The 15,098-nt window shown below is 49.9% G+C and carries 12 protein-coding genes; 8 read left to right on the forward strand and 4 right to left on the reverse strand.

Translation table 11 applies throughout. From position 1 onward, the window contains the following. Window positions 1–244: 244 nt before the first annotated feature. Window positions 245–4,342 (reverse strand): DNA polymerase III subunit alpha, encoded by a 4,098-nt coding sequence (locus CS562_RS07255; protein WP_099854731.1) that lies wholly within the window; start codon window positions 4,340–4,342, stop codon window positions 245–247. Between the two features lie 307 nt (window positions 4,343–4,649). Between CS562_RS07255 and CS562_RS07260 the strand changes: the two genes are divergently transcribed. The 3 genes from CS562_RS07260 to CS562_RS07270 all read left to right on the forward strand — a co-directional run bounded on the left by CS562_RS07260 (window position 4,650) and on the right by CS562_RS07270 (window position 5,928). Beyond that, window positions 4,650–4,979, forward strand: a complete 330-nt coding sequence (locus CS562_RS07260) for a YtrH family sporulation protein (RefSeq protein WP_024629128.1) — start codon at window positions 4,650–4,652, stop codon at window positions 4,977–4,979. 21 nt (window positions 4,980–5,000) lie between these two features. After that, a complete protein-coding gene (locus CS562_RS07265) occupies window positions 5,001–5,489 on the forward strand; it encodes a sporulation membrane protein YtrI (RefSeq protein ID WP_076289791.1) in 489 nt (162 codons plus the stop codon). A 97-nt stretch (window positions 5,490–5,586) separates the two neighbouring features. Then, window positions 5,587–5,928, forward strand: coding sequence for a YtpI family protein (locus tag CS562_RS07270; protein WP_180287066.1), 342 nt, complete (start codon window positions 5,587–5,589; stop codon window positions 5,926–5,928). A 165-nt stretch (window positions 5,929–6,093) separates the two neighbouring features. On the opposite strand, the gene CS562_RS07275 is transcribed toward CS562_RS07270, so the two are convergent. The 3 genes from CS562_RS07275 to CS562_RS07285 all read right to left on the reverse strand — a co-directional run bounded on the left by CS562_RS07275 (window position 6,094) and on the right by CS562_RS07285 (window position 8,403). After that, window positions 6,094–7,428, reverse strand: coding sequence for a DRTGG domain-containing protein (locus tag CS562_RS07275; protein ID WP_099854734.1), 1,335 nt, complete (start codon window positions 7,426–7,428; stop codon window positions 6,094–6,096). 237 nt (window positions 7,429–7,665) lie between these two features. Further along, complete coding sequence (locus CS562_RS07280) at window positions 7,666–7,953, reverse strand: hypothetical protein (RefSeq protein WP_076289792.1); 288 nt, start codon at window positions 7,951–7,953, stop codon at window positions 7,666–7,668. 102 nt (window positions 7,954–8,055) lie between these two features. Then, on the reverse strand, window positions 8,056–8,403 hold the full coding sequence (locus CS562_RS07285; protein WP_076289793.1) for a YlbF/YmcA family competence regulator: 348 nt from the start codon (window positions 8,401–8,403) through the stop codon (window positions 8,056–8,058). A 280-nt stretch (window positions 8,404–8,683) separates the two neighbouring features. Between CS562_RS07285 and CS562_RS07290 the strand changes: the two genes are divergently transcribed. From CS562_RS07290 to CS562_RS07310, 5 genes are all read left to right on the forward strand, one after another. Beyond that, window positions 8,684–10,051 (forward strand): YheC/YheD family endospore coat-associated protein, encoded by a 1,368-nt coding sequence (locus CS562_RS07290; RefSeq protein ID WP_099854736.1) that lies wholly within the window; start codon window positions 8,684–8,686, stop codon window positions 10,049–10,051. 30 nt (window positions 10,052–10,081) lie between these two features. After that, window positions 10,082–11,272 (forward strand): YheC/YheD family endospore coat-associated protein, encoded by a 1,191-nt coding sequence (locus CS562_RS07295; protein WP_099854737.1) that lies wholly within the window; start codon window positions 10,082–10,084, stop codon window positions 11,270–11,272. Window positions 11,273–11,333: 61 nt separating this feature from the next. After that, window positions 11,334–12,707, forward strand: a complete 1,374-nt coding sequence (locus CS562_RS07300) for a YheC/YheD family endospore coat-associated protein (protein ID WP_064639328.1) — start codon at window positions 11,334–11,336, stop codon at window positions 12,705–12,707. Beyond that, entirely contained in the window at window positions 12,707–13,813 is a 1,107-nt protein-coding gene (locus tag CS562_RS07305) for a YheC/YheD family endospore coat-associated protein (protein ID WP_076289796.1), read from the forward strand. Before CS562_RS07300 ends, CS562_RS07305 begins: the two co-directional genes overlap by 1 nt. 35 nt (window positions 13,814–13,848) lie before the next feature. Beyond that, window positions 13,849–15,045 carry a YheC/YheD family endospore coat-associated protein gene (locus CS562_RS07310; protein WP_076289797.1) on the forward strand — a complete coding sequence of 399 codons (1,197 nt, stop codon included), beginning with the start codon at window positions 13,849–13,851 and terminating at the stop codon, window positions 15,043–15,045. Window positions 15,046–15,098 lie beyond the last annotated feature (53 nt).

Raw genomic sequence — 15,098 nt, forward strand, 5'->3', positions numbered from 1 at the left:
AGTTTTATTCGATTCGGACCAAACGAAATCAACGCACGCGATTAACTCCAATTTATCACAAAACTGCGGTTTAACAATCACAGAGATGTTTTTTCGTCATTCTATAGGTCGTGCCACAGTTTTGTACCGGAGTGACGTTACTGAAGTTCGTTAAACTTTGCGTTTTACGATCATCCGCCTGTTAAGGCGCGGTAGTTTCGTTAGAGCTTTGAATCAAGAAAACAATTACGTGCATGTAAACCAATTATTTTATTTTGACCGTACCCTCACCCAGCATCTTCTCCATCTCGGAGAACAAAGAGGGCGAAGGTTTGATCCGGTAGGCATCACTCAATGCGAGCAGCTTCTGCTGCTGTTCATAGAAGAGCACCGTCGCAACCGGACCCGAATGCTGCTGAAGCAATAGTTTCAATCGGGCCAGGAGCTCTGGATTCTCCGCCTGCGGAGTGATCTTCACGAACACTCGCTGCTCCATCACTCGCGGCCCACGACTCTGCTCCGTGCCGCCAGCGGCCTCATCAGCCCGGCGAGCCACGGAAGCAGCCCCATTAGCATCGGCCGCTCCAGATCCACCCGCAGCGCTGTGCGACGCTGACGGGCCTTGGCTTCCGCTGCTACGTGCAGCTCCAGCATTCACGCCTGCACTGCTGCGCTGTGCTCCGGCTCCCGCGCCAGCCGCCTGCCGTGGTGGAGCCGCCGGGCGCGAAGCACTGCCGCTGCCGGGCTTACCGCGCCGTTCGCGGCTGCGCAGCTGCTGTTCCAGTGCCGCCGATGACAACGGCGCCACTTCCTCAGCCAGCAGCTTGAACCCTTCGTCCTGCTGCTGCACCTTGGCGCGCACGACGAGCAGTTCACCTTTCCCGACATGCTGCTGGCTGCGCCGCCATACTTCGGGAAAGAGAACCACTTCACAGCGTTCGATCTGGTCTTCCAGCTCCATGAACGCCATAGCCTTGCCCTGTTTCGTCGTAATCGACTTCACAGACACAACCATACCGGCTGCGACGGCCATCGTATCGTCAGCCGCTTCCGTCAGTTCCATAATGCGATCTGCGCCGCTGGATTCAAGCACATCTTCGTAATCATCCAGTGGATGACCAGACAGATACAAACCTAACAGCTCACGCTCCAGCTCCAACTGCTGGCTCCCGGAATAAGGCGGAATTTCGGGATATTCAATCTCCCAGTTCGGCGTCTCGACAAAATCAAACAATTGAATTTGCAGATCCTCGCGTTCCTTGCGCCATTTCAGAGCGGCTTCCACGGTCTCATCCAGCATCGCCAGTAATTGGGCACGGTGCCCAGGCAATGTGTCAAAGGCTCCCGCCTGAATAAGCGATTCAATTACACGTTTGTTGCATACACGCAAATCGACGCGACGACAAAAATCGAGCAGGCTGTCGAACGGTCTTTCCTGCCGTACAATCATGATACTCTCCATCGCCTGGGTACCTACATTTTTCACCGCAGCCAGACCAAAACGTATCGCCCCGGTTGCTGTATCTGCATCAGAGTTCTGATTCGACAATCCATCTTTCTCCTGTACAGCGGACATTCCATGCTGTTCGGAATGCGAGGACTCCTCTTCCCCAGTCCCATGCAGGCGTTCTGCTGTAGAAACAGTCACTACGCCAGAATTATTTCGATCTTCGGACTGCTCTTGCACTGTCGTCGCTGCCTGCCACTCATATGCACCACTACCGTCTTCGTCTGGTTCGGGACCCGGGTCATCCGGCAGAGGTGCTTCACCGTACTCTGCTTGTCCGGAATAATGATCATCATGTACAGCACGTTCCACCGTAGAACCTGCTGTACCGTTCTCACCACTTTCTCCCCCTAAACGTTGGGTTTCTGCCGCTTGTCCAGCCCTAGTTCTGCTAGATGATGCAAGCACAGGTGTAAACAGAATGCCGCTCTCATTCACATCCGGTGGAAGCACTTCAATATTCATGCGTCTGCATTCCACAACGTACTCCGCTACTTTACGGTGACTGCCCATAACGGCTGTTAACATGGATGCCATAAAATGAATGGGATAATGTGCTTTCAGATAAGCCGTCTGGAAAGCAAGCACGCCATACGCAGCGGCATGAGCACGCGGGAAACCATAGTTGGCAAACTTGACGATCATGTCATAGACCAGGTCTGCCTCCGCTTCAGTGTAACCTTGCTTAAGACTGCCCTGAACAAAATGCCCACGTTCGAGATCCAGTACTTCCCGTTTCTTCTTGGAAACCGCTCTACGAAGCAAATCCGCTTCACCAAGAGAGAAGCCTGCCATCCGGGAAGCAATCTGCATAATTTGTTCCTGATATACAATGATGCCATACGTATCCTTGAGAATGGACTCCAAATCCGCATGTGGATAATCCACTTCGATCTGTCCGTGTTTGCCCTGAATGTATTTGGATATGAACTCCATCGGGCCCGGACGATACAAGGCCAGTACGGAAATAATATCTTCAAATACACTCGGCTTCAGCTCCTTCAGGACACGACGCACTCCTGCGGATTCGAGCTGGAATATACCCATCGTGTCACCTCGACCAAGCATCTCATACGTGAGTGCATCATCGTCCGGAATATGACGAAAATCCGGAATTTCGCCATTTTCACCAATCCAGCGCAGACATCGTTCAATAATTGAAAGGGTACGCAGACCGAGGAAGTCCATTTTGAGCAGTCCAATAGACTCCAGGTTTTCCATGGAATATTGCGTTAGGGCCGTTCCCTCACTGCCCTCCTGAAGCGGAACAGCATCCGTCAGCGGATCACGGGAGATGACAACCCCCGCCGCATGCGTGGAAGCATGACGAGGCATGCCTTCCACCTTCATAGCCATATCGAGCAATTCACGTGTTTTCGGCTTGGTCTCATACAAAGCCTTCAGTTCAGGGGTGGCTTCCATTGCCCGCTGAATGTTAATACCAAGCTGCGCAGGAATCAGCTTCGCTGCCTTGTCCACCTCGCCGTAAGGCACATTCAGTGCACGTCCAACGTCCCGAACAGCAGCACGGGCAGCCATCGTACCAAAGGTAATAATTTGGGCGACATGGGCTTTGCCGTATTTTTTCGCAACATACTCAATGACTTCGTCCCGACGTTCATCGCTGAAGTCGATATCAATATCCGGCATGGAGATCCGCTCCGGATTCAAAAACCGCTCGAAGAGCAGGTTATATTTCATGGGATCAACGTCTGTAATACGCAAGGTGTAGGCAACCAGACTACCTGCCGAGGAGCCACGACCCGGTCCGGTGACAATTCCCTGCTGGTGAGAATAGGCGATAAAATCCCATACGATCAGGAAATAATCCGAGAATCCCATACTGTCTATAACCCGGAGCTCATAATCCAGCCGCTGTTCAAGTTCGGCTCTGAGCTCCATATCCGTCCAACGTGATGATTCACTATAGCGCTCTTCCATTCCCTCTTCGCACAGCTGGCGCAGATAGGCAGAAGGAGTTTTCCCTTCAGGAAGCGGTCTATATTCCGGCAAAATGGATTTACCGAACTCCAGCTTCAACTCACACGACTCCGCGATGCGAACCGTATTCGCCAAAGCCTCGGGCACATGGGGGAACAAACGCGCCATTTCTTTTTCACTCTTAAGATAGAGCTGATTGGTTCCGATGCGCAGCCGATTCTCGTCATCTACCGTTTTTCCTGTTCCGATGCAGATCAACACATCCTGAAGCTCGGCGTCCTCTTCGGACAGATAGTGCGCATCATTGGTCGCCACCAGTGGAATATCAAGCTCTGCTGCCAGACGGATCAGTTGGGGGTTCACTCTTTTTTGCTCAGATAGCCCGTGATCCTGCAGTTCCAGATAGAAATCGGCACCAAAAATATGTTTGTAACGTAGCGCCGCACGCTTCGCCTCTTCTTCGCGTCCATGCAGCAAATGCTGGGGAACCTCGCCTCCCAGACAAGCACTTAAACAGATGATACCCTCGTGATGGGCAGCCAGACTCTCCATATCAATACGTGGTTTGTAATGGAAGCCTTCCAAATGACCGATGGAGCATAGTTTCATCAGATTGCGATAACCCGTCATATTTTTGGCCAGTAAAATCAGATGATGGATCGGCTGATCCTTCCGGCTTCCCCGCTCTTTGCGAGACCCGGCAGTCATATAAGCCTCACATCCAATGATCGGCTTAATTCCCCGCTCGATGCATGCTTTATAGAAAGGAATAGCACCATACATTACACCGTGGTCGGTCAATGCCAGCGTAGTCATTCCAAGATCCGCGGCTTTATTCACGAGATCCGGTATACGCGCAGCGCCGTCCAGCAAACTATATTCACTGTGAACGTGCAAATGCACAAAAGAACTCATGTTTTTTTCTTCCTTTCGCCATGGATAGTCGCATCAACCTTCTTGAATCAGGTTACAGCACTATCTTCTTCTATCCGTATTTTTCATCCTTCGGTTCAGACCGAAAGTTGCTTTCTGTTTTCATGTAAAATGCTCTATTAATGAAATGAATGAAAATATAAGGATTCATCCTATTGAAGAGTGTTTTATTATTCTATTTTATCATAACGTTCGGGGGCACGCCCATACAATAGAAGTACAAGCCGCTCCCCCTGTTACGGACCGAAGACAGGAGGTGTGCTGCTGGGTCTGAAAGGGGTGTTGCCGGATGAGCACATTTTTGTCCAAAGCTATTCTTGATTTCTTCATTGCGTTTGGGATCGTGCTGGGCGGCGCGATGATTGGAGGTATTGGAGCGGTGGTCTCTCTCCAGCCTCCGACACAGACGATGCTTGACGTCGCTGGGAAAATAAAAATTTGGGCGCTCGCGGCGGCCGTTGGCGGTACAATCGATCCGATGCGGGTGATCGAAAGCAACGTGCTGGACGGCAATCTGTCTCCGGCAGTCAAACAAATTTTGTATTTAATATCCGCATTTATGGGCGCCCACATGGGCACCGAACTGGTGAAATGGGTATGTGGTGGAGGACGGGGTTAGCATGACTCCAGAACAGCGCCCATGAGAATCCCGCCTTTTGCACGTTACCGCCCGCTTATGCGCATGACTGCTGTCTTTGTTCTGGGAATGATCGCCGGTTGTGTCGTGTACAACGGTGTATTTCACTTGAGTTACAACGAGTTGTGGCTCAACAATCAGGAGTTGCAGCTTCAGCTGCATCAGAATGAGGAGGATATTAAAACGCTGAAAAAATACAGTAAACGCCAAACCGTCATTAAGGAAATCAAGGTCCGTGCAGAAGATTCTGACAAAGGTCCGGACGAGGCCTCCCTGAAAGTGATGTTACAGAAACTGGGCGATGAACTTGAGGTGCTCCGGGGCCGCGACGTATTCAACATCGATGAGTACAGCAAAATGACGCGCATCATGCTGAACCAAAAAGTGTACACGGTCAGAGAAAAGGAATATACCGTTCAGGTGAAAACAATGCTGGTGATGGAAGGTGTGCTGCAAGTTTGGGTACAGATTCGGATGCACGTTCCGGCTTAGAAATAGATGATAGCCCCGGAAAAAAACTGCCCTTGCCCTCTGCCTGCATGGTACAATAAGGGCAGTAAATGCTTTCCAGAAAAGGAGCTGCGTCTTTGTGTTCATCGATGTACTCAAATATGTCCTAATCGCCATCTTTGCCCTGGCCATGGTCTGTTCAGCTCTGAACAGCATTCGTTCGCGCAGAACCACTGATCCCATCGCGACAGGTCTTTATCGCTCATGGACCAACGTCTGGATGGGTAGCATGCTGATTATTCTTTCCCTCATCCTGATGTTTGTGTTTACCGGTTCTACGCTATCCGTCGTTGTGGAAGCGCTATTTCTAATTATGGGAGCGTACAATCTGTTCGCCGGTTTACGTAACCGCAGTTACTATGCCCGCCTTCAGCAGCATGCAGACGGTGGAACTGGCAAGACATCCGGACAATCTGCCTGAGGCATTAGCAGGATCTCATTGCGTTTTGCCAAAAAGAGAGTATCCTCATCTATCGAACAAGCCTGAACCACGTTGATTTCGGGGTACAGTGCGCTATTTCGATAAGAGGATACTCTCTTTTTTCAGAACTTATGATATTTTTCGAATCCAGGATTTCTCGCTTTTCTAGGCATGGTCAATGGATTGCAGGGTCATCACCGCTTTGCATACAACATTCCCATCACGGGAAATGACAATATCCATTTTGCAGGTCCGGCGACTTGTCTCCAGAATAATGGGACGAACCAGAATCTGATCTTCAATCTGTACCGGACGAACAAAATACGTTGTTACATTATCCACCATATGGTCGTTACCTGTAACGTCCCATGCGGCACGCCGTCCCGCCTGTGTCATCACATTCAACAGAACACCTTCCGAGATCGTACCGAGGTCTGTCGCCATCTGTGGAATGATGAATCCGTGGAAAAACAATTCGTTCTGCTCTCCGCGCTCTTCCGCAAACCCGTTCCAGATCAGATGATCAAACGTCTCTCCAAGCTGTGGCTGCTTCTGTGCATCACGCATCGCCTGCAGCACTTCCTTACGTGTGACGGATGCAATCAGTTTACGATTCCGATCCACAATTGGTAGGAAGTCAATACCCTCCCACGTCATGATCTGTGCAGCCGAAGCCAGTGAGGTTTGCAGCGAAGCTGTGATTGGGCGACGTACGACACACTTCTCAATACTCTGATCCTCTTTTAACTCGCTCACATCTTTGAGACTTACGATACCGATAACCCGGTTCCATTCATCTACTACCGGAAAGCGATGCTCTCCCGTTTCGGAGACCAGCAGATGAAAATCCGCGGCTGAACTGGTCACCTTTAGCACCTGAAGACGTGGCTTTTGACCGATAATGTCCTCCACCAACATAATCTTTTTCTTAATCAGTCGATCGAAGATCGCACGGTTAATCATTGAAGCTACTGTAAACGTGTCATGTCTGGAGGAAATGATGGGAAGACCCAACTCATCAGCCATCACTCTCACTTCACGGCTTGTACCGAAGCCACCTGTAATTAATACACCTGCGCCCTGTTCGAGTGCGAGGGAATGTGCATTGTCCCGGTTACCAACAATCAACAGGCTTCCCGCGTCAATGTATCGGGCCATGGCCTGCTCTTTCATCGCACCGATCACGTACTTGTGAAGCGGTTTGGCCAGACCGTCACTTCCACCCAGCACATGACCTTCGACGATGGTTACCACATCGGCAAAAGTCAGCTGCTCGGTCATACCGCGAGGTCTTTTCTCGATCCGCACTGTTCCAATTCGTTCCTTGGTCACGACCAGGCCGAAGTTCTCTGCCTCTTTTACTGCACGATACGCTGTTCCTTCGCTTACGCCCAATTCCCGCGCCAGTCCACGCACCGATATTTTGCTGCCTACCTTCAGTTGTTCAATATGTTGAAGCAATTGTTCGTGCTTCGTCACGTTTTCTTCCTGTCCGTCCATCTGTACCACCCCCGAAGATGCATCTGTACTATTCTGTATCTATTATAACACGACCTTAGGAAAATAACCCCATTCTACGCACCATTCTCCTAAAGATCCGCGCTACATTGATCAGAATAATCGGAACAGCTAATTACGGGTATAAAAAAAGACCGGTCCCTTTCATACCAAAGGGAATCCGGCCTTACTTAGACAGATAGAACCATCTCTATCACCATGTCATCTGTGTTCCAAACCTTATACAGATTTGCTCTGCTCCTGCTTGTCCACCAGTTTCATCTCCCACTGCCGCAGCTTTGCTCGCCGAACAGCTTCCAGTGCACGCTTCTTCTCTTCATCCACACCAAGAATAAAATGTAGATGTGCACCAATGATTAATAAGGAGAACAGCACCCATACGATGCCAAAAATATTAACCCAGTCCATTCCACCAGCAAAGGAAATCCGCGGCAACGCAATGACTAGCATCGACAACGCGATAAGCAGATAGATCACATGTTTTGCTTTCTTCAACCTTTTCACCATTCACAGCTCCTTCGTTCTTGATCGACTCTATATGTCTAGTCTATGAACGATAAGGAGCTAATATGAGAGGTTCAGGCAAAAAAACGGGACAAGGTTTTCGGTTTAGGCTTCAGCGCCACCGTACAGATGACCCAGGCTGTCTGCAATAATTTTGTTCACGTCTTCGATAATAACGCTCAGGCGACGTTCAGCGTCAAACAGACGACGGATATTCAGGTTCAGGCTCAGTACCTCAAACAGTTTCTCCATTTTCTCCATTTCGTCCGGTGCAGGCATATCCCCACTCATCATACGTTGTTGCAATTCCATCTGTTGATCACGAAAATTATCCAGCATAGCCTTTGCTTCTGGGTCTGCTTCAATCAGCTTCATCGCAGAAGTAATTTCTTCCACCTCGCTGCTTTCTCTCAGTGCTTTGGCCAAATCATTGGCTTTGTCATAAATGTTCACTATAATTCCTCCTCAAATTGGGTTGTTCTTCTGTTATCCATTCGTATTCATTCGCATTCTCATCGCAACGTTCACCCGTGTTAATACACGTATTTCACTTCCGTCAAACAAAGATTGCGGAAACATGCCATCCATTACCTATCGGGCATCAAATGCATTTAATCCAAATGGGTCAATCACCAAGGGTTATATGTCCTCATATGATGAAGCACATGCCATGTTCAGATGCCGTTCAACTTCGAGATCAGACATCAAGTTGCCGCCCGGAAGGAGATCCGTGATGTCCACTAAAAAAGTAACGATTCAGGTTACCGGCTCGGGCATCCTGCAGGACGACGTCATCATGCTGGGCGAAGGGGTGCTCAAAGCACTTAAAATCCCTTCAGGCCGACCGCTTCAGTTACAATTCGGCTCTTTCCGCCGTGAGGTCACCGTCATCCCTGTTCCTAGGTATGACGGTCTGCGCATCAATCAGACGGTAGCCAGCAAGACCGGCCTTGTTCCCCGTTCGGTCCTGAGGATATCTTATCGTTCAGCCAGCCGCACGCTGCGCCTCGGACCTTACATCAGTGTATTAGTTAGCCAGGATTACCCCGATCAGCCCGATCGGCCCTTTGGCTCCATCACGATGTTCTGTCAAGAACTGGTGAACGCCTGCCGGAAGCAGGGCGCCTATGTATCCTTTTTCACACCGGAGGATATTGGAGCGGTAACGGGTTATATGAAAGGCTGGGTGTATGATGACGGCTGGAAAAAGACCGTTCTGCCTATAGCAGACGTCGTCAATAACCGGCTGACGTCCCGTAAGCTTGAGAACAAACCTAGCGTACAGCATTTTATGAAAGAAGTAAAATCGCTCTACGGTACACAAACCTTCAATGAAAAGTTTCTGGACAAAAATGAAGTATTCGATGCTTTGAAGTCCATTTCAACACTGAAGAAAGTGCTACCCGAATCCCATTTGCTCAAAGCTTCCGCCACACTCAAAACGATGTGCAATCGATATCCGGTTGTCTTTCTGAAACCGGTTCGTGGGTCGCTTGGCAAAGGTATCATCCGGGTCTCCCGTCAAAGCGACGGCAGCTTCCTCACCCTCGCTACAAGCGTTGGGGGTACCCGAAAACAAACGTATGCTTCACTGGATAAACTGTATGCCAGTCTGTCCGGGAAAATGAAAACAACGCGCTACCAGATCCAACAGGGTCTTTCCCTGATTGATAACAGCGGCAGACCCGTAGACTTCCGTGCGCTTGTGCAAAAAAACCGTACGGGCAAATGGAGTGTCACTTCCATCGTCGCACGTATTGCAGGCGGCAGTCACTATGTATCCAACTTGGCACGAGGTGGAAGTCTCAGCACCGTCAAGGAAGCTGTAGCCAAAACCCAATTGTCCGGATCAGCCAAAGCTTCTGCTTATGCAGGATTGCATACGGCGGCGCTGGATATCGCCAAAGGCATTGAAGGTGCCATCCCCGCTCATTTCGGCGAACTCGGCATCGATTTGGCCTTGGACACCAATGGAAGGGTCTGGCTTCTTGAAGTGAACTCCAAACCATCCAAGAACGATAATACGCCACTTAGCGAGAGTAAAATCCGGCCTTCGGTCAAAGCGATGCTGGAATACTCCACCTATCTGGCCGGATTCTGAAGAGTCATCCATTAGAGGAGGTGCAGCGGAATGTTCCTGCAACATCAGACAAACACAGTTGCTATCCTGGTTCGGGCAACAGAAGGCTCGCCTCCTTTCGTAGATGAACTCTTCTGTCGTCGTCTCAGTTTGGAAAGCCATCGTTACGGCCTAAATATCATTGTGCTGGCCGTATCGAATAACCCTAGCGTGTCTCGTCTCACGCAGGGCTATGTATTCGACAGAGGTGAATGGAACATCGTGCCTCTTCCTGCTGTAGACCTGATCATGGACCGCTGTCTACTGCCACTTCCCAGAACATTCAAACAACAGCTTCAGCAGCTAGCATCCTCAGGAAACGGACACCCTGCCCGTTACTGGTCTGCTTCTTTACCTGGTAAATGGAAGGTATATCGCGCCTTGTCTACTGATATAAGACTTCGTGCTCTTCTTGCTCCTACGACACTTCTTAAGTCGGATACCCTATGGGAGCAATGGCTGGAGCGCTGGCCGAAAGGTATTTTCTTTAAACCTGTATCGGGCACCCATGGTAAGGATACGTTTCGCCTCTATCGTGAAGATTGCCACACCTCCTGGATTATGGAGGGCAGAAATACTCGCAATGAATTGATACACCGTACATTTGAGCATCGCCAGGATGTCTCTGCCTGGCTGGATTCACACAAGGCCAGTAAAAAGATGATCTTACAGCCTTACCTGGAACTAAGTCATCATGAACGACCGTTCGACATTAGGGCCTTGGTGCAAAAAAATGGGCGAGGACACTGGTCTCTAACCGGATGTATGGTACGGGAAGGACCGGCTGGCTCACTCACTTCCAATTTGCATGGAGGGGGAAAAGCATACCCCGTGCATCCTTATCTACTGGAACGATATGGGAGCAAGCAATCCAACGCTCTGCTCGAGACGATCAGGCAGGCTGCTGCCCGCATCCCTACCCTGTTGGAGGGCCGATTTGGCAGACTGGCCGAACTGGGCCTTGATTTTGGAGCAGATGTTGATGGTCGCCTTTGGCTGCTTGAAGTGAACTCCAGGCCGGGACGCTCCTCATTCGCAGAGGCGGGTGACCCCCGTATGCACAGTCTGACCTACGCCCGGCCGCTTGCCTATGCCCGTTATTTGCTGCAACAACATGTTCTCACGGACGTGAAGCGTCCAACGAAAATGCCGAATACATCCAGCACAGCTGGCCTGAAACCCATCCCGATTCACGGCGGTTGAGGCACGCAGCGCCCCGCTTGCCATGGAGCCGAAGGATCTTTTCAGGATAGGAGGATAAATCATGAGTTTGACCTTTTGCAATCTGCATTTCACACAGCAGCCGGATAAAGTGGTTTATGTATCCAACGCATTAATGAAAAGCCTAAATCTATCCGGCAAAAAAACGATTCATCTGCGGTTTGGCCGTGACCGGGTGCCCGCAACCATCAAACCAATCAAAAAGGCTGGCAAACATCTCTATCTCGCTTCGGGCATACGTAATCTGATGAACGTTCCGAAACGGGGTAGCATCTACCTCCGCAACTTGCAGAACGATGAAGTCCAGTTGGGTCCACTGATCGGCGTGCTGTCTGACGGACCTTCGTCTGGCTCCAACCCGTTTGGTTCCCGTACCGGTTTTATCAAACAACTGCTCCGAGAAGGCAGCCGTAAATCCTATATTTATGCGTTCACTCCAAGAGATATCAACTGGCAGAACGAAACAGTGTCCGGTTTTTTCCTTAACGACAATGGAAGCTTCAGCCGCAAAACCGTACCTCTGCCCGATGTCGTGTATAACCGATTACCCAGCCGTCGCTCTGACTTCTCACCGGCGATCAACCAGCTGCGGGAGCGATTTATCCGACGCAAGATCCCTTTCTTCAATTGGAGTTTCTTCAACAAGTCAGATATTTATAAACTGCTGGAGAACGACCCGGCGGCAGGACGTTATATTCCTGAATCCATCACCAACCCGACGGTAGAACAGATGAAAGAAATGCTGGAACGCCATCAGTTTGTCTATTACAAACCAACAGCAGGAAGTCTGGGCAACGGGATCTATCGATTGACCTATTCGCCCAAACGTGGATATTTCGCCCGTTATCGTAAAAAAGGCGGCAACGCCCTGCTTCGTTTTGGTTCATTCAACAGCCTGATGCGCATGCTTCAAGGCAGACACGGCAAACAACTTCGCGGTTATGTCGTTCAACAGGGTATCCGGCTCATTGAGATTGACGAATGTCCGATTGATTTTCGTTTTCACATGCATAAAAATGGAAACAACCAATGGGTCGTCGTTGGCATCGGCGCCAAAAAAGCTGGTCGCGGCAGTGTAACCACCCATATTAAAAACGGCGGCTCCCTGATGACACCCGAGCAGGCTCTCAAGCGGAACTTTGGTGACCGCTCTGGAGAAGTGCTTCAGCATGCCAAATCTGTCGCAATAACACTGGCCCAGGCGATTGAAACCCAGCACCAGCATCTAATTGGTGAGATTGGCTTTGATCTGGGCATTGATCAGGAGGAACATGTATGGATGTTCGAAGCGAACGCCAAACCCGGCCGCTCCATTTTCCGTCACCCTTCGCTGCGGCTGGAAGGAAAATCATCGGTGGAGCACATCCTGGAACATTGCCTGTATTTGAGCAAATTCCGGAAGAAAGACGGCATTTGATGAGCTTGCAGGATGATTTTAGACCCGTTATTGCTGTCTTGACCATGCATGATGATCGTCGGATGTTCAGAGGAAACCAGCAAAACTTCTTAGATATTGTACAAACGGGCGAAAATATGGGATATGTGGTGTACGTCGTGACTGTACGAGATTTAAATGTGAGCGGCCCCACTGTGAAAGGGTACACGTACAACAATGGGATTGGGAGATGGACTTCACAGTCCTTCCCCCTTCCCCATGTACTCTACAATCGGATTCCCAATCGGGAAGATGAACGCAAACCTTCAGTACAGCGAAAAATTGAAGAGTGCATGCATTCCGGAATCGAACTATACAACCCGTTTTTCTTCAATAAATGGAATTTGTTCGAATGGCTCAAGAAATCCAAGTCTACCCAGCAGCTGATTCCCTATACTCGCCGAATGCGAACAGCAACCGCTTTGGGGACGGTCCTTCGATCGTATCCTTATCTGTATCTGAAACCAGAAAGCGGCAAAGCCGGCAAAGGAATCATGATGCTCAAGTTTCAGGAAAAAGAACGTCTCCCTTACCGGCTTAAAATACAGAGTACCCGAAAAAGCACAACGTACAAAGCCGCTACCCTTTCCAAATTATGGGCAAGAATTCGTAAGGAGACCGGACACACGCCTTATATCATGCAACAGGGTATTGAGCTGGCTTCGTCCCGGAAGCGTCCATTCGATCTACGTGTACTTGTGCAGAAAAACGGTAAAGGACAGTGGAGCGTAACAGGGGTCGGGGCCCGGCTCGCCGGCTCTCGAAGCATTACGACCCATGTGCCGCGTGGCGGTAGTGTAGAGGACCCTGAAAAGCTGCTTACCGACCTTTTCGGAGAAGAAATGTCGAATACATTGATGAAGCGGGTGAAATCCACTTCATTGTTGATCGCGCGTCAAGTGGAACGAGGTTCAGGGCATACGCTTGGTGAAATGTCCATGGACCTGGGCATTGACGATCTGGGCGAGATCTGGTTCTTTGAAGCGAATGCGAAGCCGATGAAGTTCGATGAACCGCAGATTCGACGTAGGTCATTGGAACGCATTTTTCAGTACAGCGCCTACCTTGCCCGCCAATCGAAACGATGATGAACAGGAATAACAGCAAAAGAAGGTGATTGTTTGTGTCCTCACCTGTTCTGGGCATTATGACGTTGTACTTAAATGAACATCGCGCTCTGGAAGAACGGAGCATATACCGCAGAATGATCCTTGAAGGGCGCAAGCGGGGACTCGATATCTATGTGTTCACACCTGCCGATGTACACTCAGGAGGCAAACAGATTGAGGCTATGGTCTTTCATTCGGAAAAAGGCTGGTCCCGGGAATGGCGTTCATTCCCGGACATGATCTTCGATCGCTGCCGTATACAGCGCAATCGCAGATTCCAGCAACTGCTTGCCTTTCGGGAAAAGTATGGACATCTGCTTTTTCTAAACCGTCCTCTGCGCAATAAATGGACCATTCATCAAACGCTCTCGGCCAAATCAGCCTTCCGTGAACATCTGCCAGATACCGTTCTGTTTCAGGATATGTCCGATGTGAATCGTATGCTGAAAGCCTCCTCCCTCATCTATCTGAAACCCATCAATGGAACCGGAGGGCGCGGAATTCTTCGCATCGAACGCAGTGGCAGCGAGGCCAATACGGTTCTTGTACAGGGACGGGACCAGAAGCGACGGATCATCACCCCACGCAAAGTCCATCTGTCACGCTTGGGTTCACTGCTACAGCATTGGAATATGAAAGATAAATACCTCGTTCAACAGGGCATTCAGCTTCAGCTTCCGAATGGCCGGGTTCATGATTATCGAATGCTAGTCCAGAAGAATGGTGAAGGGCAGTGGGAATTAACTGGATGCGCTGGACGTATGGGTGCGGAGAAAAGTGTTACCTCTAATCTGCATGGCGGTGGCCAGGCCATTGCGATGCACAAATTGATGAAACAGTGGATTACTGATGAGAAGGAACGGGCTGAGATCAACACCACTGCCGAGAAATTCGGGATTGACGTTGCTTCATTTCTGGAGAGTACCTATGGCACCTTGTGTGAGTTGGCTCTGGATCTGGCGATTGACAAGAGTGGACGTATCTATCTGCTCGAAGTGAATCCAAAACCTGCACGTGAAGTATTTGCCCGCATTGGAGAGAAAGATACTTATTCCAAGGCAATCACTCAACCACTGGAGTACGCTCTATGGGTGTACCACAACCATCCAAGTGCGAATCGTCCCCCTCGTGGCGTAAAGGTAACCAAACCAGTCAAACGCGTAAAAGGTAAGTCTGCCACCCTCAAAAGGACCAGAAGATCCCGGTTATGACCGTCAGACTTCATTAGTAGTGAACCAACTTCTCCTTGAACCAAAAAAATGAC

Origin of the sequence: Paenibacillus sp. LK1 (assembly GCF_002750415.1) — a bacterium.
Lineage (GTDB): Bacteria > Bacillota > Bacilli > Paenibacillales > Paenibacillaceae > Paenibacillus > Paenibacillus taichungensis.

Coding starts and splice junctions, on each gene's coding strand:
- CS562_RS07295 (WP_099854737.1), top strand. CDS start 10,082: ATGTTCCTGCAACATCAGACAAACACAGTTGCTATCCTGGTTCGGGCA.
- CS562_RS07265 (WP_076289791.1), top strand. CDS start 5,001: ATGAGAATCCCGCCTTTTGCACGTTACCGCCCGCTTATGCGCATGACT.
- CS562_RS07290 (WP_099854736.1), top strand. CDS start 8,684: ATGTCCACTAAAAAAGTAACGATTCAGGTTACCGGCTCGGGCATCCTG.
- CS562_RS07305 (WP_076289796.1), top strand. CDS start 12,707: ATGAGCTTGCAGGATGATTTTAGACCCGTTATTGCTGTCTTGACCATG.
- CS562_RS07275 (WP_099854734.1), bottom strand. CDS start 7,428: ATGGACGGACAGGAAGAAAACGTGACGAAGCACGAACAATTGCTTCAA.
- CS562_RS07300 (WP_064639328.1), top strand. CDS start 11,334: ATGAGTTTGACCTTTTGCAATCTGCATTTCACACAGCAGCCGGATAAA.
- CS562_RS07255 (WP_099854731.1), bottom strand. CDS start 4,342: ATGAGTTCTTTTGTGCATTTGCACGTTCACAGTGAATATAGTTTGCTG.
- CS562_RS07280 (WP_076289792.1), bottom strand. CDS start 7,953: ATGGTGAAAAGGTTGAAGAAAGCAAAACATGTGATCTATCTGCTTATC.
- CS562_RS07260 (WP_024629128.1), top strand. CDS start 4,650: ATGAGCACATTTTTGTCCAAAGCTATTCTTGATTTCTTCATTGCGTTT.